Raw genomic sequence first — 17,081 nt, forward strand, 5'->3', positions numbered from 1 at the left:
TTGCCAGGCACTCCCGGCACGGTTGGTCGGGCCATACCAAGGATCAGTTTGATGACTTCGTTTGAAATCACGCGCCCATCGGGCCACCGTCTGAAACGCGCGGGCCGCCACTTGAGCCGCGCGGAAGCCGCAGCGCTCATCCGCCTTGCCGCGCCGCTGACCGGCCTCGCTCTTGTCAACATGGCGATGAGTGTGACCGACACGATGATGACGGCCGCCTTCGGGATGGAGGCCCTTGCGGCGGTTGCCGTTGCGAGCGATTTCTATTCGATCTTCTTCTATCTCGCCATCGGCTGCATCGGCGGGCTTGGACCACTATACGCGGCCGCCCACGCGGCGGGCGATATCGGTCGACTGGCGCGGCTCAGGACGGCGGGCGCTATTGTCTGGATTGTACTGGCCGCTCCGATCAGTGTCGTCTTGTGGCAGACGCCGTTGTTTCTCAGCCTGCTCGGCATCGAAGATGGTCTTGTCGAGGCGGGGACGGGCTACGTCCGTGCAATGGCGCTGACCTTGGTCCCGATGCTGGCCGTTGGCGTCTTGCGCACACGGCTGACTGCGATCGAGCGCCCGGGCGTCATGTTGCGGATTACGCTCTGCGCAGTGCCGCTGAACGGTATCTTCAACTATCTGTTCATGTATGGCGCTCTGGGACTGCCGGAGCTTGGTGTGACGGGTGCGGGTTTGTCCTCGTTGCTGGTTGGCTTACTGACCCTCGCCGCCTTGTCTTGGGAAACCTGCCGCGCAGGTGACAGTGGACCAGGCCCGGTGGACCTGCAGGACGTTGCTGAGATATTCCGCATTGGAGTACCAATCGCGGTCGCCACGCTGGCGGAGGTCGGTATCTATCTGGGCGCCACGATCTATGCCGCATCGCTTTCGGTTACAGACGCCGCCGCCCATTCCGTGGCGATCCGCCTGGCGGGCATCGGCTACACCTTCTACTTCGGCCTGCAACAAGCGGCGATGACCCGGCTCGCGCGGGCCGATGCCATGTCAGATCGTGCCAACGAAGTGAAGAATACGGCGATGCTGCTTGGCGTCGCAATCGGCGTATCGCTTTGCCTGACCCTCCTGGCGGTAGCGTCACCGGTCGCGCGCTATATGCTGCAGAACTCGACACCTGCTGCAGTCAGTGTCGCAATCGCGGTCATCGGAGCGCTCGCCATGGCGGAGCTCTTCGGCCCGGCTGGAGCGGGAGCCGCCGGATTGCTGCGTGCCAGGAAAGTAACGCGTCCCGTCATGATATACTCTCTGATCGGAAACTGGGTTATTGCGGCACCCCTGATCGGTATCTCAACGATTGTGTTCGACATGGGCGCGATCGGTATCTGGGTATCGATGGCGACAGGAACCATCGTGTATTCGGGCCTGTGTGTGCTGGCGCTTCGTAACCTTCCATCCAAGCGGGCGGAGACATGAAGCTCTATTTCATGCCAGGCGCTTGCTCCTTGGCACCGCACATCGCCCTTCGGGAAGCCAGACTGCCATTCAGCCTTGTCGCGGTAGACTACCGGACGCGACAAACGACAGGCGGCGACGACTTCCACAGGATCAATCCCAAGGGGTATGTCCCCACGCTGGTTCTGGACAGTGGTGAGGTATTGACCGAGGTGCCGGTGATCCTTCAATTCGTGGACAGCGAGATGCCGGAGGCCGCCCTGTTGCCGGCCTCCGGCCTGAAACGTCTGCGGTCTCTGGAATGGCTGAATTTCATTGCAACCGAGATCCACAAGAGTTTCAGTCCGCTTTTCCGGCCCGAAACCCCGACGTCTTTCAGCGCGCCAGGCAGGTTGCACCTGTGTCGACGGCTTTCGGTCGTCGAGGACCATCTCTGCCAACAGGAATACCTGATGGGAGGCGACTTCTCCCTGGCAGATGTCTACTTGTTCGTCCTGTGCCGCTGGTTAAAGGACCAGGACACGGCGCTTGCGGATTGGCCGTCTCTGCACAGGCATTCCGAGATAATCGGGAAACGCCCCTCCGTTCAGCAGGCAATGGGCCGGGAAGGATTGTTGTAATGCCCATATCAAAAGACAAATGTGCCGAGCGGCGGGCCATGTACCGCGAATTGCAGCGCACTGTACCGGGGCTCGACGGCATGTACCGACTTGCTCACGCTCTCATTGCGGGCTGCGACGACAAGACGTCCGGGGTTCTGATTGTCGGAGCTGGCGGAGGCCGCGAGCTTGAAGGGCCTGCCAAGGGGCGGTTCAAGGGCCAGATCACGGCGCTTGATCCGTCGGCGCCCAATCTCGGCTTGGCACGGGATGCCGCCAGCGATCGTGGATCATCTCTGGATGTCCGGTTTTTGGTCGGCACGGTGGATGATATCCCCCAAGGGGAGAGGTTCAAGATCGTCACGTCGCTTCTGGTCATGCACCATCTTCGGGACGACGGCGCCAAACTTGCCTATCTGAAAGGCCTCCGGGACAGGCTCGCCCCCGGTGGCCGCCTTATCCACGCTGATGTTTGCTTCGATGAAATCGACGACTTCGACCGACTGGTCCCGATCTATTTGGCGCACGCGGATATCGTCGGCGTGTCAGCCGACGCTGCGCGTTTGGAACTAGATGCAATCCCGAAATTGCCGGTAATATTAGGGAGGCGCACCTGCGCGCTCTTTGCCAAAGCGGGTCTGGCCGAGCCTTTCGAGATTTTTCGAAGTCTCTGGTACAGATGCTGGACCAGCGGCCGAGCCCCTCAATGACTAAGCCTGTGCTCTGCGAGTAAAGGAAACCACATCATGCCTGAATTACCTGTTTTGTTGACCTATGTCGCTGTTCTGACAGGGTTCGTCTTCTTTCCTGGACCGTCGATCCTGCTTACGCTTACCCGGTCATCGACCTCTGGAATGCGCGTCGGCGTCGCAACAAGCCTTGGCATCGGGTTGGGCGATCTCTTTCATACGGTCATGGCAGTTGTCGGAATCTCTGCGATCCTGTTGGCCTCGGCGCAGGCATTTACGCTCATCAAGCTGCTCGGAGCAGGGTACTTGATCTATATCGGCCTGCGTTTGCTGTTCGAGAGCCGCCTTCGCAAGACTTCCGAAGCCGCCCCGCCGATTTCGACAGGTCAGGCATTCCGGCAGGCCTGCCTTGCCGAGATCCTGAATCCAAAATCAGCGATGTTCTTTCTGGCCTTCCTGCCGCAATTCGTCGATCCGCGCATCGGACAGATCGCACTGCAACTGACGGTTTTCGGATTGCTCTTCGTATTTATGGGCACGCTGGCGACGCTGATAACGGCGGTCGCGGCGGGCCATATCGGTCGGTTTCTTCGGCAACATCCGGCTGTCCAGCGCTGGCAATCGAAAGTCGTCGGCGGCATTTATTGTGCGCTTGGGATCAGGCTGGCATTTCAGGAGCGCTGAGCGGCTGGAATTTCCGCTCACTAAAATCGCAAGCAAAGGTGAATGAAATGCAGCAGATCATTTACGACGTCGCCGTTTCGATTGACGGTTATATTTCCGGACCCGGCGGCGACATCTCGCAGTTTGCCCAGGAAGGCGCGGTGGTCGAAGACTATTCAGCCCGACTGGAAACATACGCAACCGCGATCATGGGCCGGGCGACATACGAGTTCGGCTATCGCTTCGGCATGCAGCCGGGCCAGAACCCCTATGCGCACATGAAAACAATCGTCCTTTCACAGTCGCTCGACCTGCCGGATGGCGCCGAGGTCGCAGTGCAGAGTTCCAGCGACGGCGAGGCTATCGACACGATAAGAGCCCAATCCAGCGGGCCAGTATACCTCTGCGGCGGAGGCGCATTCGCCGGATCGCTTCTCGCCATGGGAAAGATTGATGTTCTGCGCCTCAAGCGTGCACCAGTCATTCTCGGTGGCGGTGTTGCGCTATTCGGAGACACCATGGAATCGCTCGGCTTAGAGCATACGGAAACACGAGACTATGGTGGGGGATACTTGTTTCAGGAGTATCGGGTTCTCCATGCGTAGCGATGGGCAACGCTGCGCCCGCCATTTCACCCTAATGGACCTGTCGCGTTTTGATGCCGCTCCTTTGATAGCATTTATTGCAGCAAAGGAGACGAGCTATGGGAACGAGACGGACGGACGAATTCCGTGCTGATGCGGTTCTGGATCGTCTGATAGGTTTCGAAGCTGATCAGCCCTTCATGCTTGGCTGGGCGGAACGAGACGTTCCATTTCGGGAGTTCGAGACACCCCGCATAAAGGGGCTGTGTCCGGAAATCGTTGGCCCGTTGGTTTGTGATTTCACCGTGCGGTGTCTTCGGAAGGATCGGTTGAGCTACTGGGAAGCGCTTTGCTTCCGCCTGCGTTGAGAACCGCTTACGGGCATAGCTTCCAGCGCTTCTTTCAAGATGGAAGCCAACGGTTCCTCAGGGTGCAGAACCTTGCCTTGCCCGCTGACGCGCTCGTATTGGTAGCCGGCAGGCGCTTGGAACACCCAGCAACCATTCATTCGATTTGTCATGATCTGCGAAGCCAATGGGAATGCGCATCGCCGGACCAAACCGAACCACCCGTGGACGAAGGGTCGGGACGAGCGCATGAACCGCGCGATCAAGGACGCACGGTCAAGCGCCACCACTACGACAGCCACGATCAGCCGCGTATCCACCTTTCCGACTTCTCAATTGCTTACAGTTTCGCCCGGCGTTTGATGACGCTCGGTGGTCTCACGCCATACGAGTACTTCTGCAAAATCCGGACTTCGGGACCAGATCGATTCACCGTCAATCCGATCCACGAGATGCCGGGATTGAACATTCCGTCATGCCGGTCCTTTTCGCTATAGCTCCCGTTGCAAAAAGACCGATTAGCATTGAGGATCAGGCTGCCGAATTCCGCCAACTCGCGTGAGACATCGGTTGCGGCTCGGATTGTGCGCTTGCGCCAAAGGAACAAAGCGAAATCATTCCCGCGGCCGCAATTATTTGTCCTGGCACACGCAGTCTCTGACAGGGGAGTTCCCCTGGAAATTCTGCAATTCAGCGGACACTCGGCCAAAGAAAAAGACTGGCGGCGGCGGGGCTTAGGGGCCATAGGAGGCGGGGCTTGCCGTCGCGTCCGACAGGGGCGGCGTGCTTTGCCGGCGCGGACGAAAGGTGCCATTGCCATCCGGAGCGGTGGCGATCCGCCTGCGGTTCATGGCGTTTGTCTGCATGCAGGCGGTACCAGAGCAAGGCGACATCCGCAACTTGCCAATACCTGGACAATGCGGGGATTGCAGGCTGCGCCGACCGGTCCGGGACCGGACTGACGCAATGTTCTCTAGGTGTTGTCTGTGCGGGCGTTACTTGTAGTAGCCGACGCCGCAGATTTGATCGTCGACCTTGGTCAGGATGGATTCCTTTTCGGAAACCTCGGTCTCGCCCGGACGTGGCCACTGATACTCGACCGAGTGGTATTCGCCAGCGACAGCCGTGGTATAGATCGACTCGCCCAGCTTGTTCCCCGCCTTGTCTTCCAGGCCGCGCAGGCTCTTGCCGACCAGATCGGGATTGGCGCCATGTGCCGAGAAGTTGCCGTCTGCATCGCCGCAGAACACATAGAGATCCTTGGCGCGGAAAGGCGCTTCGCCGGAATTGAACGCGGCCAGCGCGGCCTCTTCGTTGGCAGTCAGCGCGTTGGTCGCAGCTTCGACCATCGCCTGGGCTTCTTCCGCGGTTCCAAACTCGTCAGCAACGGCACCCGTTGCCGCAATCGCCAGAGCACCGGCCACTAGTATCTTACGCATTATTTCCTCCTCCAAGGGTATTGCCAGATTGTATCGCACAACGTCGCATCGGCGGATGGATGAACAAGGGTTCATCTGAACGGCGACATCGAGCGTGACACACGCTTATGGTGTTTCATAACCAGCGGTCAACAGCGACAGATCGCCCTAGATCCAGCGCCCATCCGCCGCCGAAAACGCCGAAAACGGTATCTGCAGGCGTTTGACCTGGCGCCGAACCCAAGCGGATGAAATGTCGCGAGCCGTCAAAAACGTAGCATAATCAGTTGTATGGCGCTTGGATTGGAAGGGCGCGCTGCATCGGATCACAACGCCGGGTCGCTGTGAAACGATCCTTGACGAAACCGGCAGCCTGCGGGGGCAGGGCGCGAAGCGGAGGCCAATCGGCAAAGGCCCGCCGAAATGGCGGGCCCAATCGAAGGTTGTGGATCAATGTTCGGGCCGGTCCGCTCAGGCGGCGACGCCAGCCTTCTGTTCGGTCAGATAGGACAGCAGCGTTTCCGGTGAAGACACGCCATAGGGGTCCTCGGGGTGGTTGTCGCTCATGCCTGGCTCTTCGAACCAGGCCTCGACGACCCCGTCATCGATCACGGCGGCATAGCGCCAGCTGCGCATGCCAAAGCCCAGATTGTCCTTGGCGACCAACATGCCCATCTTGCGGGTGAACTCGCCCGAGCCGTCCGGGATGACCGTGACGTTTTTCAGGTCCTGGGCCTCGGCCCATTTGTTCATGACAAAGCTGTCATTCACCGACATGCAATAGATCGCGTCGATGCCCTGGGCGGCGAAATCCGCGAATCCGTTCTCGAAACCGGGCAGCTGATAGGTCGAACAGGTGGGGGTAAAGGCACCGGGCAACGAGAACAGGATCACCCGCTTGCCGGCGAAATAATCCGCCGTGGTCTTGTCCTGCCAGCGAAACGGGTTGGGGCCGCCAATGGCCTCGTCGCGCACGCGGGTGTGAAAGGTCACCTCGGGCAGTTTTACTCCGGCTTTCATCTCGAACTCCTCTTGGTCTTGCGATATTCGAGACCCGCTTAGAACGATTCCAGCTTGCCTTCAACTCTTGAAATGCTGCATATGCATTCATATCGAAAGCCGGCGAAATGCAAAAATTTCAACTGCCTGCGGTTGGCTGAAACGAGTCTCGGCCAGTCGCTTTTGCAGGTGCGGCGAACCGGTGCATAGCGGCCATGCGCCGCTGGCGGTTCTAATGACGCTGCGTTATGATAAAAACAGCGAACCCGTTTCAGCAGCCAAGGCCAGTCCATGCGTGATTTGAAGATCCCCGAGCAACGCCACCCGGAAAAGGCGCATCGTCCCGACAATGCCCAGCCCAAGAAACCGGACTGGATACGCGTCAAGGCACCGGGCGGCAAGGGCTATGCGGACACCCGCAAGATCATGCGCGACAACAGCCTGGTGACGGTCTGCGAAGAGGCCGGTTGTCCCAATGTCGGCGAATGCTGGAGCCAGGGCCACGCCACCATGATGATCATGGGCGAGATCTGCACCCGCGGCTGCACCTTTTGCAACATCGCCACCGGACGTCCAGACACGCTGGACGCCTTCGAGCCGGGCCGGGTCGCGCATGCGGTCGAGAAACTGGGGCTGAACCATGTGGTGATCACCTCGGTGGACCGCGACGATCTGGCCGATGGCGGTGCCGACCATTTCGCCCAGACCATCCGCGCAGTGCGCCACCGCAGCCCCAAGACCACCATCGAAATCCTGACGCCGGACTTTCTGAAATGCGACTCCACGGTGCTCGAAACCGTGGTCGAGGCGCGCCCTGACGTGTTCAACCACAATCTGGAAACCGTGCCCGGGCTCTATCCCACGGTGCGCCCCGGCGCGCGCTATTTCCACAGCCTGCGCCTGCTGCAGCGCGTCAAGGAAATGGATCCGTCGATGTTCACCAAGTCCGGCATCATGGTCGGTCTGGGCGAGGACGAACAGGCGGTGCGACAGGTGATGGACGACATGCGCGCCGCCGATGTCGATTTCCTGACCATCGGCCAGTATCTGCAGCCGACACCGAAACATCACCGGGTCGACCGCTTTGTCACGCCCGAGGAATTCGCGGCCTATGAAAAGGCCGCCTTTGGCAAGGGGTTCCTGATGGTGTCGGCGACGCCGCTGACCCGGTCCTCGTATCATGCCGGCGACGATTTCGCGCGCCTGCGCACGGCGCGGCAGCAAAAGCTGGAACAGGTCTGAACCTCTGCCCGCGATCCAGCGGCCATGATGCGGCATCGGGCGCGGTGCTGCGCCCGGTGTTACGGGGTCAGGGCAGGGCCAATAGATAGGCGGCGATGGCGGCGCGATCCTCTTTCGTCAACTTGCCCATGTTGGCCACGACCTTGCCCATCTGGCCGCCGGCGCTGTCGTAATCCGGGGTGAATCCGGTTTCCAGATAAAAGGCGATGTCGGTGGCGTTCCATTTCAGGTTCGCCGGGTCGATCGCCGGGATCTTGCCCTTGCCCGACGGGTTCGGTGCGCCGGCCATCCAGCGGCTGCGGTCCAGTCCGCCGGTGGCATCACGGGGCGTGTGGCATTCGCCGCAATGGCCCAGCGCCTCGACCAGATAGCGGCCACGTTCCAGCTCGGGCGTGGCGGCCTCGGTCAGAACCCAGTCCGGCGACATGTTGATGCGTTTCCACAGGCCCAGCGCCCGGCGGATATTGAACGGAAAGCCCAGCTCGTGCGGCAGGCTGGCCACGTCCGATACCGGAAGCGTGTCCAGAAACGCCTTGAGATCGGCGACATCCTGCGGCTGCATCCGGACATAGGTTGTATAGGGCAGCGAGGGGTACAGATGCCGGCCCTCGGGCGAGACGCCGGCGATCAGCGCATTGGCCAGGTCCTGGGCGCTCCAGCCACCGATGCCGGCCGGGCCGGGCGAGATGTTGGGCGCGATGAAGGTGCCAAAGGGGCTGACCATGCGATAGCCGCCCGAAAGAACCAGTTTGTCGTCCTCCTTGGCGTCAGGTGCCGTGTGGCAGGACGCACAGCCGCCGGCCCAGAACACCGTTTCGCCTTTTGCCGCATCGCCGGTCAGACCGGCCATCAGATCGTCGCGTACGGGCCGGGGGGCGCTCAGAATATAGGCCGCGACGGCCGCTAGTATCGCCAGCCCAAGGCCCAGCCTGATCACTCGTGACATCGGGTTCCTCGTTATCGGTGGCCGGTTCGGGGCCGCATGGAACGGGGCGGCCGAGACCGCCCCGAAAATCAGTATCGCCGTGCCGTCAGTTCATGGGCTTGCGATAGGTCTCGTGGCAATTGGTGCAAGCCTTGCCCAGCGGTCCGATGGCGCCCCGCAGCGCGTCCAGACCACCGCCGGCGGCCTGTTCCATGTTGGCCGCGGCTTCGACCATTGCCTTGGCGCTTTCGCCGACCTTGCTGTCGGCTTCCCAGATTTTCGGCAGGGCCTCGGTGGCCTCGTCGCCCAGGGTCTGATTGTCGGAACCAGGCGGCCAATAGCGCGACTGGTCCAGTTTGATCAGGGTCGTCAGATTCGATGCGGCGGCGCTGGCGGCAGCGGCATCGTATTCGACGGCCCCTTTTGCCATTTCGCCCAGCAGCTCGATATTGAACGCATACAGCGTCATCTGCGATTGCCGGGCCTGAACCGCGGCCATGGTCGCCTTGTTGGCGTGACCGTCACTTACTGCGGTTGTACCGACTACGCCCGCTACAAGCAGACCGGTCATCAGTGTCAATCCGTATTTCATCGAAACCCTCCAGGAAAACTGTTATGCGATCCAATATACATGTGAGTTTTTTGGGGTATACTGGAAAAATACGCATAGGACCTCTTAATTCATGCACAGTCAGAATTGGGACAATCTGCGCTTTGTTCTGACCGTGGCAGATCATGGATCGGTCAGCGCAGCCGCGCGGGCCCTGGGGGTCAATCATGCCACCGTGCTGCGCCGGGTGGCGGCCTTTGAGGCAGACCATGGCGGCCCGGTATTCGAAAAATCCGCCAGTGGCTATCGGGTTCTTCCGGCACGGGAAAAAGTAATCGAGGCCGCGCGGGACGTGGAAAACGCGGTCATGTCGGTGAGCCGGCTGATGCATGGCGCGATGGCGCCGCTGCGCGGGCTGGTGCGAGTGTCGTCCACCGATTCTTTCTGTCAGATGCTGTTGCCCCCGGTGGCGGCGCGGTTGCATGCCGAATCCGCCGAGTTGCAGATCAATCTGCTGAGCAGCAACAGCCATCTCGATTTCGCCCGGATGCAGGCCGACATTTCCGTGCGCCCGGCGCGGAACCTGCCCGAGGGCATGGTCGGAAAATCCGTCGCGAATCTGGCCTTTCGAGCCTATGCCACCGCCGATGCGCCGCGCCGCTGGCTGGGGCTGAGCGGCGCATTGGGGCGCTCGGCGCCGGGCGTCTGGATGGCCGAGGCGGTCGCACCAGATCAGATTGTGGCCGGGGCGGACAGTTTCATGGTGCTGCGGGAACTGGCGCGGACGGGGATGGGAATTGCGGTCTTGCCGGTCTTTGTCGGTGCGGTTACCCCCGGATTGCGACCGCTGCCCCGGGCGATTCCCGAAATGGCGGTGCCGATCTGGGTGGGCACCCATTCCGATCTGTGCGATGTGCCGCGCATTCGCATCGTGCGTGACCGCATCCTGCAGTTTCTGGCCGACCGGGCCGATGCGCTGGCGGGGACCAACTGATCCCGTACTCATCGCCGCAGCCGCTGTGCCGTTGCCCAGTCGGGCCACCAGCCCAGCCATTCCAGGACCACCACGGACAGGCACAGCACCAGTATCGCCAGCACCAGCGCGACTCGCCGGCCCGAAGGCGGGTTGCGCGCCCAGCGCGACATCCGCAACAGCCAGCGCATGTCAGGTGAACCGGACCTTGCCGATATAGGGCAGGTTGCGGTTGCGCTGCGCATAGTCGATGCCATAGCCGACGACGAACTCGTCCGGTATCTCGAAACCGATCCAGTCGGCGCGGAAATCCACTTCACGGCGGCTGGGTTTGTCCAACAGCGCGATCGAGCGCAGACGTGCCGGCTGGCGGCTGGCCAGCAGGTGGGTCACATGGTTCAGGGTATGGCCGGTATCGACGATATCCTCGACCACCAGCACGTCGCGGCCTTCGATGGCGCCGCGCAGATCCTTGAGGATACGCACCTCGCGGCTGCTTTCCATCGCGTTGCCATAGGACGAGGCCTCGAGAAAATCGACTTCGATCGGCAGGTCCAGTTCGCGCACCAGATCGGCGATGAACACGAAGCTGCCGCGCAACAGCCCGACCACAACCAGCTTGTCGGTGTCGTCGAATTCCGTCGCAATCTCGCGGCACAGCGCCTCGATCCGCGCCGCGATGGCCTTGGCCGAGATCATCTCGTCAATGACATATGGCCGCTCTGGCATGGTGTCCCCTTGATCTTTTGGCCCGAGCATACGACATCACGCGCCACTGTCATCCACGAAACGGCCGGTCTGATCCATGCCCACCCATTCGGAAACCCGCGCGCTGCCCTATTCGGCCCAGCAGATGTACGACCTGGTGGCGGATGTCGGGCGTTATCCCGAGTTTCTGCCCTGGTGTGCGGCGGCGCGGGTCCGCAAGGTGACCCCTGCGGGCGAGGCGCGCCTGATGGAAGCGGATCTGGTGATCAGCTTCAAGGCGTTCCGCGAACGGTTCGGCAGCCGGGTCATGCTGTGGCCCGAAAAAAAGAAGATCGACACCGAATATATCGACGGGCCGTTCAAATACATGATCTCGCACTGGGCCTTTGCCGATACGCCGACCGGGTGCGATGTCTCGTTTCACGTCGATTTCCAGTTCAAGAACGTGATCCTGCAAAAGGTCATCGGCCTGGTGTTCAACGAGGCGATGCACCGGATCGTCCGTGCCTTTGAAACCCGCGCCCAGGCGCTCTATGGGGCGGGTTCTTGACGCCGGTTGCCGCGCCGCGCAGTCTGGCGGCATGCTTATCCGGATTGTCCTGTTTCTGCTATCCCTGACCGGCCCTGCCATTGCCTCGGAGGCTTGCGACGATCTTTGGCTCAGCCGCAATCAGATCATGGATCGGGCCGGGTATTGCTTTGCCAGCCCGTTGGGGCAGGCGCTGTTTGACAATACCGGTTGTACCGCCGGGCAAATCCGGCTGTCCCCGGCGGATCAGCAGGATATCGGCAAGCTGCGCGCGCTTGAGGCGCGGATCGGGTGCCGGGTGGACACGAACCGGCGCTGGCTGAACCTGACCGACCTGAATTTCCGTCTGGCGCTGTCCAGTATTCCGGTGCTGGATGAGTTGCCCGGGGCTTGCCTGGCCTGGACCGGGCCGGAAACGCCGCTCTATGCCGGCCATCAGAAACCGTTTCACGCCATCGGCCAGATCGTGCCCGGCGACAAGATCGGGTTCGACCACTGGCCGGTCGGAGACTGGACCTATGTGACCGCCCACACGCCCCATGGGCACGCGTTCAAAAGTGCCGGCTGGCTCTATTGGCCGGGCCGGATCCCCTGTTCGGAAATGATCCCGTGACCTGCCCGGGCCGTTTGCGAAGATACCGGCAGGGCCGTGCCCGATCATGAAGGACGGCCTGACAGAACATCTGGCTGCCTTTGCCAGCGGGCCGCTCGCGCCCAGCGAAACCGTCCGGCAGGTCGTGCGCCTTTCGGCACTGGACTGGCTGGCCGTCGGGCGCGCCGGGGCGGATGAACCGGTGTCCCGCATCGTCCGCGACATGGTGCTGGCCGAGGCCGGGACCGGACAGGCGCGGCTGTTTGGCAGCGCAACAGCGGTTCCGGCGCGGGCCGCGGCGCTGGTCAATGGCACCACGTCACACGCGCTGGATTACGACGACACGCATTTCGCCCATATCGGCCATCCTTCGGTGGCGGTCTTTCCGGCGGCGCTGGCGGTGGCCCAGATGCAGAACGCGCCGCTGGCCGACATGCTGCAGGCCGCGCTGGTGGGAATCGAATTGTCGATTCGTGTCGGGCTGTGGCTGGGGCGGGACCACTATCAGATCGGCTATCACCAGACCGCCACTGCGGGGGCGTTTGGCGCCGCCGCTGCTGCCGGGCGTCTGCGGGGACTGGATGCGGCAGGAATGGAGCAGGTGATGGGCGTCACGGCCACCCGCGCGGCGGGGCTGAAGGCGCAGTTCGGCACCATGGGCAAGCCCTATAATGCCGGGATGGCGGCCGCTACAGGGATCGAGGCGGCGCTGCTGGTTGATCGCGGGTTTTCTGGCAATCCGCTGGCGTTGCAGGGCGGGCAGGGTTTCGGCGCCACCCATCACGGCGAAAACCGGGTCTCCACGGCGCTGGACGGATTGGGTGACCTGTGGCTGACCGAGACCATCAGCCACAAGTTTCACGCCTGCTGCCACGGGTTGCACGCGGCGCTCGAGGCGGCCCACGAGCTGGATGTCGCGGCTCCCGATATCGCGTCGATGACGGTGCGCACGCATCCGCGGTGGATGAGCGTCTGCAATCAGCCGGCGCCGACGACCGGTCTGGGGGCCAAGTTCAGCTACGCCACGGTGCTGGCCATGCGCGTCGCGGGTCATGACACGGCACGGCTGGACAGTTATGCCGATGCGATCTGTGCCGACCCGCGTGTGATCGAATTGCGCCGACGCATCACCGTTGTCGCGGATGACGCCCTCAGCGAGACCGGGGCCGTCCTGACCCTGGTGCGCCGCGACGGAAAACGGCATGAGGCGGCACATGATTTGCAGGCCGCGCTGCCGCTGGCTGACCGCACCGACCGGGTGCGGCGCAAGGCGGCGGTGCTGATCGGTGCGGAACGGGCCGCCCGCGCCTGGACCCTGCTGCAGAAAGACGAAAGCGCCGCAGAGTTCGCGGCGCTTTTGTGAGTGTTTCCTGCGCCTGCGGAGGCAGGCCCACATGGGGCTGGCTCAGCTGGTGAACTCGTAGGCACGTTCGCCATGCACGCTCAGATCCAGCCCGTTGGTCTCGGTTTCGGCATCCACACGCAAAGGCGTGATCGCACCGACCAGCTTGACCAATACCACGGTGACCACGACGGTGAACACGCCGACAATGGCCAGGCCGCCCAGCTGCGCGGCCCATGAGCCGGCGCCGAACACCGCGATCATCAGCGTGCCAAAGATGCCGCCGACCCCATGCACGGCAAAGACGTCCAGCGTGTCATCGATTTTCAGCGTATTGCGCACCAGGTTCACGGCCTCCTGGCACAGCACGCCGGCGACGGCACCGATGATCAGCGCTTCGATCGGGCCGACAAAGCCGCTGGCCGGGGTGATCGAGGCCAGGCCCGCGATGGTGCCGGTGACGATACCGACCAGGCTGGCCTTGCCGAACTTGATGCGTTCCCACAATGCCCAGGTCAGCGAGGCCGTGGCCGCCGAGATATGGGTGACGGTCAGCGCCATTGCCGCGCCGCCATCGGCCGCCAGCTGGCTGCCGCCGTTGAAACCGAACCAGCCGACCCACAGCATCGCCGCGCCGACCATCACGAAACCGGGATTGTGCGGAGGTGTCGTGCGGTTGCGCCGCGGGCCGAGGAAAACGGCGATGATCAGTGCTGCCAGACCGGCGGTTTCATGCACGACGATACCGCCGGCAAAATCGCGCACCCCGGTCTCGCCAAAGAGGCCGCCATCGCTCAGCATGCCGCCGCCCCAGATCCAGTGCACGACGGGGGCATAGCACAGCAGCATCCACAAAGCGGAAAACAGCATCACGAACCCGAACCCGACCCGTTCCACATAGGCCCCGACGATCAGGGCAGGGGTGATGATCGCAAAGGTCATCTGAAAGGCAAAGAACAGGATTTCGGGCAGGGTGCCGGACAGGCTGTCCGCATCCACGCCCAGCAGCATGACCTTGTCCAGCCCGCCCCAAAGGCCGGTGGTGCCGCCGCCAAAGGCGATGGAATACCCCAGCGCCAGCCAGAGCACGCTCATCAGACAGGCAATCGCATAACAGTGCATGAACACGCTGAGCACGTTGCGCGCCCGCACCAGGCCGCCATAGAACAGCGCCAGTCCGGGCAATGTCATGAACAGTACCAGCGCCGTGGCGACGATGATCCATGCTGTATCGGCTGCATTCATTGGCTCTTCCTTCCGGCGATATTTCGATTTCGCGGGTTAAGGCCGAGGCGGGCTGGGGAAAAAAGAGGCGAACGGCCAATTCCGGCGCAAAAAGCGGGCAAATCCGCAAATGCCGTTTTATTGGGCGCTCTTGCGGGTCACTTGCCCGATTTCTGTTCGATCGCCGAAACGCCCTGGGCCAGCAGGTCCAGCGCATGGGCGCAGGCGGCCCGACGCACCTGGTCGCGGCCCAACGCGCCGAAATCCACGGTTTCGCTGCGTGTCTCGCAGCCCTGCACGGCCAGGCCGAAACAGACCCGCCCCTCGGGCTTATGCTCTGATCCGCCGGGTCCGGCGATACCGGTTACCGACACGGCCAGTTCCACCTGCGCGCCGGTGCGGGCGCCTTCGGCCATCTCTTGCGCCACCTCTTCGGACACTGCGCCGACGGCCAGCAGGGTGCCGGCGCGCACGCCAAGCAATTCTTGTTTGGCCGAATTGGAATAGGTGACAAGCCCGCGTTCGAACACCTCGGATGACCCGGCGACATCGGTCAGGGCGGCGGCCACCAGGCCGCCGGTACAGCTTTCGGCAGTGACAATCCGAAGCTTGGCGGCGCGGGCCCGCCGCAGCAGGTCGGCCACGGTCAAGATGCGATCCCCCCGTGCCACAGGGCGGCCAGGACGATTACGCCGATCGCCGCAAACGCTCCGGCGATCATGTCGTCCAGCATGACCCCCATGGCGTCGTTGCGCCGGTCGGCCCAGCCCACCAGCCAGGGCTTGGTGATGTCAAACAGGCGGAACAGCAGGAAGGCCGCGATCCAGCCGGGCCACATGCGCAGGATGTCCAGCTCCATGCTCCAGGCGGCGTAGCTGAGGGGAAGCAGCGCGGTCAGTTGCCCGGCAACCTCGTCGATGACGATTTCCGAGGGGTCGTGATCGGCGCTGTCCCGGGTCATCACCCGTGTCGCCCAGAGCCCCTTGAGGAAACTGGCCGCCACCGCCACCAGCATCAGCGGAAAGCCTCCGATCACATGGAACAGCCAGCCCAGCGGCAGCGCCGCCAGCGATCCCCAGGTGCCCGGGGCGGGGCGCAGATACCCGACGCCACCCACCGTCGCGATCAGGCGCGCCAGACGGTTCATGACGTCACCAGCGTGGCGGTGGCAAGTGCCGCGATGCCTTCGCCGCGCCCGGTAAAGCCCAGTTGTTCCGAGGTCGTTGCCTTGACCGAAACCCGGTTGGCATCCAGCCCGGCGATCTCGGCAAGACGGGTGCGCATGGCCGCTGCATGCGGCCCGATCTTGGGATGCTCGCAGATCAGGGTGATATCGGCATGGTTCACCCGAAACCCCATCTGCATCGCCAGACCGACCGCATGGCGCAGAAAGATGTCGCTGGCCGCGCCCTTCCATTGCGGGTCAGAGGGGGGAAAGTGCTGGCCGATATCGCCGCGCGCCAGAGCGCCATAAATCGCGTCGGTCAGCGCATGCATGCCGACATCGGCATCGGAATGGCCGCGCAGCCCGTGGTCATGCGGCACCTGAACGCCGCATAGCACCACATGATCGCCGGGGCCGAAACGGTGCACGTCAAAGCCGTTTCCCAGTCTAATGTCCATGGCGCTCCCTCAATATGCGTTCGGCCCGGGCGAAATCGCCGGGCAGGGTGATTTTCAGATTGTCTTCGTCGCCGGGGACGATGGCAACCGTCAGGCCGGCGGCGCGCGCCACTTCGACATCGTCGGCGGCCCCGCCGGGATGCGCGGCATGGGCGGCGCAGATGGCGTCATAGCGAAACCCCTGTGGTGTCTGGGCGCGGTAGAGACCCGTGCGGTCCTGCGTGCCGGTGACGATGTCGTCCGCGCCGGTCCACAGGGCGTCGGTGACCGCCAGCGCCGGGGCGGCGCCGGTCGCCCAGTCCAGCGCTGCGATGACATCGGCGATGACCGTCTGCGACACGCAGGGCCGGGCCACGTCATGGATCAGCACCCGCTCGGTGCCGCTGTTCTGCAGCGCCGCCAGCCCGGCGCGCACCGAGGCGGCCCGGTCCGCGCCTCCGGTGACCACCAGGCAACCGCGCATCTGAAACCGGTCGCGCCGGTCCATGTCGTCCGGATGCAGCACGATGACGATCTGCCGGATGCCCGGCGCCATGAGAAAGGCATTCAGCGTGTGGCCGGCCACCGTGTCATCGCCCAGCTCTTGCCATTGCTTGGCCAGGGCACCGCCGGCGCGCGTGCCGCGTCCGGCGGCGACGATGATGGCTGCGGTGGTCATGAACATGTCCTGTTT

The 17,081-nt window shown here is 62.8% G+C and carries 21 protein-coding genes and 1 pseudogene; 11 read left to right on the forward strand and 11 right to left on the reverse strand.

The window, feature by feature from the left end:
* The first annotated feature begins 51 nt into the window (after positions 1-51).
* The 6 genes and pseudogenes from ACFMPD_RS02790 to ACFMPD_RS02815 all read left to right on the forward strand — a co-directional run.
* Positions 52-1,422 (forward strand): MATE family efflux transporter, encoded by a 1,371-nt coding sequence (locus ACFMPD_RS02790; RefSeq protein WP_380991570.1) that lies wholly within the window; start codon positions 52-54, stop codon positions 1,420-1,422.
* Complete coding sequence (gstA, locus tag ACFMPD_RS02795) at positions 1,419-2,021, forward strand: glutathione transferase GstA (RefSeq protein WP_380991572.1); 603 nt, start codon at positions 1,419-1,421, stop codon at positions 2,019-2,021. The genes ACFMPD_RS02790 and gstA overlap by 4 nt, the downstream gene beginning before the upstream one ends.
* Positions 2,021-2,710, forward strand: coding sequence for a class I SAM-dependent methyltransferase (locus tag ACFMPD_RS02800; protein WP_380991574.1), 690 nt, complete (start codon positions 2,021-2,023; stop codon positions 2,708-2,710). Before gstA ends, ACFMPD_RS02800 begins: the two co-directional genes overlap by 1 nt.
* Before the next feature lie 36 nt (positions 2,711-2,746).
* On the forward strand, positions 2,747-3,373 hold the full coding sequence (locus ACFMPD_RS02805) for a LysE family translocator (RefSeq protein WP_380991576.1): 627 nt from the start codon (positions 2,747-2,749) through the stop codon (positions 3,371-3,373).
* A 47-nt stretch (positions 3,374-3,420) separates the two neighbouring features.
* Positions 3,421-3,957: a dihydrofolate reductase family protein gene (locus ACFMPD_RS02810; RefSeq protein ID WP_380991578.1), complete on the forward strand. Its 537-nt coding sequence runs from the start codon at positions 3,421-3,423 to the stop codon at positions 3,955-3,957.
* A gap of 524 nt (positions 3,958-4,481) precedes the next feature.
* Positions 4,482-4,780, forward strand: a pseudogene (locus ACFMPD_RS02815) (integrase core domain-containing protein); the annotation flags it as partial.
* A gap of 498 nt (positions 4,781-5,278) precedes the next feature.
* On the opposite strand, the gene ACFMPD_RS02820 reads toward ACFMPD_RS02815, so the two are convergent.
* Positions 5,279-5,722, reverse strand: coding sequence for a cache domain-containing protein (locus ACFMPD_RS02820; RefSeq protein WP_380991580.1), 444 nt, complete (start codon positions 5,720-5,722; stop codon positions 5,279-5,281).
* 450 nt (positions 5,723-6,172) lie between these two features.
* Positions 6,173-6,721 (reverse strand): peroxiredoxin, encoded by a 549-nt coding sequence (locus ACFMPD_RS02825; RefSeq protein WP_380991582.1) that lies wholly within the window; start codon positions 6,719-6,721, stop codon positions 6,173-6,175.
* A gap of 270 nt (positions 6,722-6,991) precedes the next feature.
* Between ACFMPD_RS02825 and lipA the strand changes: the two genes are divergently transcribed.
* A complete protein-coding gene (gene lipA, locus ACFMPD_RS02830) occupies positions 6,992-7,942 on the forward strand; it encodes a lipoyl synthase (RefSeq protein WP_380991584.1) in 951 nt (316 codons plus the stop codon).
* 67 nt (positions 7,943-8,009) lie between these two features.
* Here the strand turns inward: lipA and ACFMPD_RS02835 are convergent, their stop codons facing one another.
* Both ACFMPD_RS02835 and ACFMPD_RS02840 read right to left on the reverse strand, forming a co-directional pair.
* On the reverse strand, positions 8,010-8,888 hold the full coding sequence (locus tag ACFMPD_RS02835) for a c-type cytochrome (protein ID WP_380991586.1): 879 nt from the start codon (positions 8,886-8,888) through the stop codon (positions 8,010-8,012).
* Positions 8,889-8,973: 85 nt separating this feature from the next.
* A complete protein-coding gene (locus tag ACFMPD_RS02840; protein WP_380991588.1) occupies positions 8,974-9,459 on the reverse strand; it encodes a c-type cytochrome in 486 nt (161 codons plus the stop codon).
* A 91-nt stretch (positions 9,460-9,550) separates the two neighbouring features.
* Between ACFMPD_RS02840 and ACFMPD_RS02845 the strand changes: the two genes are divergently transcribed.
* Complete coding sequence (locus tag ACFMPD_RS02845; RefSeq protein ID WP_380991590.1) at positions 9,551-10,411, forward strand: LysR family transcriptional regulator; 861 nt, start codon at positions 9,551-9,553, stop codon at positions 10,409-10,411.
* 8 nt (positions 10,412-10,419) lie between these two features.
* On the opposite strand, the gene ACFMPD_RS02850 is transcribed toward ACFMPD_RS02845, so the two are convergent.
* The gene (locus ACFMPD_RS02850; protein ID WP_380991592.1) at positions 10,420-10,581 is read right to left on the reverse strand and encodes a hypothetical protein; all 162 of its coding nucleotides are present in this window, start codon (positions 10,579-10,581) and stop codon (positions 10,420-10,422) included.
* 1 nt (position 10,582) lies between these two features.
* Positions 10,583-11,119: a hypoxanthine phosphoribosyltransferase gene (gene hpt / locus ACFMPD_RS02855; RefSeq protein ID WP_380991594.1), complete on the reverse strand. Its 537-nt coding sequence runs from the start codon at positions 11,117-11,119 to the stop codon at positions 10,583-10,585.
* A gap of 76 nt (positions 11,120-11,195) precedes the next feature.
* Between hpt and ACFMPD_RS02860 the strand changes: the two genes are divergently transcribed.
* Genes ACFMPD_RS02860 through ACFMPD_RS02870 form a run of 3 tightly spaced genes read left to right on the forward strand, consistent with a single transcriptional unit; the run spans position 11,196 to position 13,582 of the window.
* Entirely contained in the window at positions 11,196-11,648 is a 453-nt protein-coding gene (locus ACFMPD_RS02860) for a type II toxin-antitoxin system RatA family toxin (protein ID WP_380991596.1), read from the forward strand.
* Between the two features lie 31 nt (positions 11,649-11,679).
* Positions 11,680-12,240 carry a DUF4453 domain-containing protein gene (locus tag ACFMPD_RS02865; protein ID WP_380991598.1) on the forward strand — a complete coding sequence of 187 codons (561 nt, stop codon included), beginning with the start codon at positions 11,680-11,682 and terminating at the stop codon, positions 12,238-12,240.
* Between the two features lie 46 nt (positions 12,241-12,286).
* A complete protein-coding gene (locus ACFMPD_RS02870; protein ID WP_380991600.1) occupies positions 12,287-13,582 on the forward strand; it encodes an MmgE/PrpD family protein in 1,296 nt (431 codons plus the stop codon).
* Between the two features lie 42 nt (positions 13,583-13,624).
* Here ACFMPD_RS02870 and ACFMPD_RS02875 read toward each other — a convergent pair whose 3' ends face one another.
* From ACFMPD_RS02875 to ispD, 5 genes are all read right to left on the reverse strand, one after another.
* Positions 13,625-14,806 carry an ammonium transporter gene (locus ACFMPD_RS02875; protein WP_380991602.1) on the reverse strand — a complete coding sequence of 394 codons (1,182 nt, stop codon included), beginning with the start codon at positions 14,804-14,806 and terminating at the stop codon, positions 13,625-13,627.
* Positions 14,807-14,943: 137 nt separating this feature from the next.
* Positions 14,944-15,435, reverse strand: a complete 492-nt coding sequence (locus tag ACFMPD_RS02880) for a CinA family protein (protein ID WP_380991604.1) — start codon at positions 15,433-15,435, stop codon at positions 14,944-14,946.
* On the reverse strand, positions 15,432-15,932 hold the full coding sequence (locus ACFMPD_RS02885) for a phosphatidylglycerophosphatase A family protein (RefSeq protein ID WP_380991605.1): 501 nt from the start codon (positions 15,930-15,932) through the stop codon (positions 15,432-15,434). Before ACFMPD_RS02885 ends, ACFMPD_RS02880 begins: the two co-directional genes overlap by 4 nt.
* Positions 15,929-16,408 carry a 2-C-methyl-D-erythritol 2,4-cyclodiphosphate synthase gene (ispF, locus tag ACFMPD_RS02890; RefSeq protein ID WP_380991607.1) on the reverse strand — a complete coding sequence of 160 codons (480 nt, stop codon included), beginning with the start codon at positions 16,406-16,408 and terminating at the stop codon, positions 15,929-15,931. Before ispF ends, ACFMPD_RS02885 begins: the two co-directional genes overlap by 4 nt.
* The gene (gene ispD, locus ACFMPD_RS02895) at positions 16,398-17,066 is read right to left on the reverse strand and encodes a 2-C-methyl-D-erythritol 4-phosphate cytidylyltransferase (RefSeq protein ID WP_380991727.1); all 669 of its coding nucleotides are present in this window, start codon (positions 17,064-17,066) and stop codon (positions 16,398-16,400) included. The genes ispF and ispD overlap by 11 nt, the downstream gene beginning before the upstream one ends.
* Positions 17,067-17,081 lie beyond the last annotated feature (15 nt).

Source organism: Sedimentitalea sediminis (assembly GCF_042687825.1).
Taxonomy (GTDB): Bacteria; Pseudomonadota; Alphaproteobacteria; order Rhodobacterales; family Rhodobacteraceae; genus Sedimentitalea.

Excerpts from the sequence above, each read along its gene's own strand:
- ACFMPD_RS02790 (WP_380991570.1), top strand. The coding sequence starts at position 52 with ATGACTTCGTTTGAAATCACGCGCCCATCGGGCCACCGTCTGAAACGC.
- gstA (WP_380991572.1), top strand. The coding sequence starts at position 1,419 with ATGAAGCTCTATTTCATGCCAGGCGCTTGCTCCTTGGCACCGCACATC.
- ACFMPD_RS02800 (WP_380991574.1), top strand. The coding sequence starts at position 2,021 with ATGCCCATATCAAAAGACAAATGTGCCGAGCGGCGGGCCATGTACCGC.
- ACFMPD_RS02805 (WP_380991576.1), top strand. The coding sequence starts at position 2,747 with ATGCCTGAATTACCTGTTTTGTTGACCTATGTCGCTGTTCTGACAGGG.
- ACFMPD_RS02810 (WP_380991578.1), top strand. The coding sequence starts at position 3,421 with ATGCAGCAGATCATTTACGACGTCGCCGTTTCGATTGACGGTTATATT.
- ACFMPD_RS02820 (WP_380991580.1), bottom strand. The coding sequence starts at position 5,722 with ATGCGTAAGATACTAGTGGCCGGTGCTCTGGCGATTGCGGCAACGGGT.
- ACFMPD_RS02825 (WP_380991582.1), bottom strand. The coding sequence starts at position 6,721 with ATGAAAGCCGGAGTAAAACTGCCCGAGGTGACCTTTCACACCCGCGTG.
- lipA (WP_380991584.1), top strand. The coding sequence starts at position 6,992 with ATGCGTGATTTGAAGATCCCCGAGCAACGCCACCCGGAAAAGGCGCAT.
- ACFMPD_RS02835 (WP_380991586.1), bottom strand. The coding sequence starts at position 8,888 with ATGTCACGAGTGATCAGGCTGGGCCTTGGGCTGGCGATACTAGCGGCC.
- ACFMPD_RS02840 (WP_380991588.1), bottom strand. The coding sequence starts at position 9,459 with ATGAAATACGGATTGACACTGATGACCGGTCTGCTTGTAGCGGGCGTA.
- ACFMPD_RS02845 (WP_380991590.1), top strand. The coding sequence starts at position 9,551 with ATGCACAGTCAGAATTGGGACAATCTGCGCTTTGTTCTGACCGTGGCA.
- ACFMPD_RS02850 (WP_380991592.1), bottom strand. The coding sequence starts at position 10,581 with ATGCGCTGGCTGTTGCGGATGTCGCGCTGGGCGCGCAACCCGCCTTCG.
- hpt (WP_380991594.1), bottom strand. The coding sequence starts at position 11,119 with ATGCCAGAGCGGCCATATGTCATTGACGAGATGATCTCGGCCAAGGCC.
- ACFMPD_RS02860 (WP_380991596.1), top strand. The coding sequence starts at position 11,196 with ATGCCCACCCATTCGGAAACCCGCGCGCTGCCCTATTCGGCCCAGCAG.
- ACFMPD_RS02865 (WP_380991598.1), top strand. The coding sequence starts at position 11,680 with ATGCTTATCCGGATTGTCCTGTTTCTGCTATCCCTGACCGGCCCTGCC.
- ACFMPD_RS02870 (WP_380991600.1), top strand. The coding sequence starts at position 12,287 with ATGAAGGACGGCCTGACAGAACATCTGGCTGCCTTTGCCAGCGGGCCG.
- ACFMPD_RS02875 (WP_380991602.1), bottom strand. The coding sequence starts at position 14,806 with ATGAATGCAGCCGATACAGCATGGATCATCGTCGCCACGGCGCTGGTA.
- ACFMPD_RS02885 (WP_380991605.1), bottom strand. The coding sequence starts at position 15,932 with ATGAACCGTCTGGCGCGCCTGATCGCGACGGTGGGTGGCGTCGGGTAT.
- ispF (WP_380991607.1), bottom strand. The coding sequence starts at position 16,408 with ATGGACATTAGACTGGGAAACGGCTTTGACGTGCACCGTTTCGGCCCC.
- ispD (WP_380991727.1), bottom strand. The coding sequence starts at position 17,066 with ATGACCACCGCAGCCATCATCGTCGCCGCCGGACGCGGCACGCGCGCC.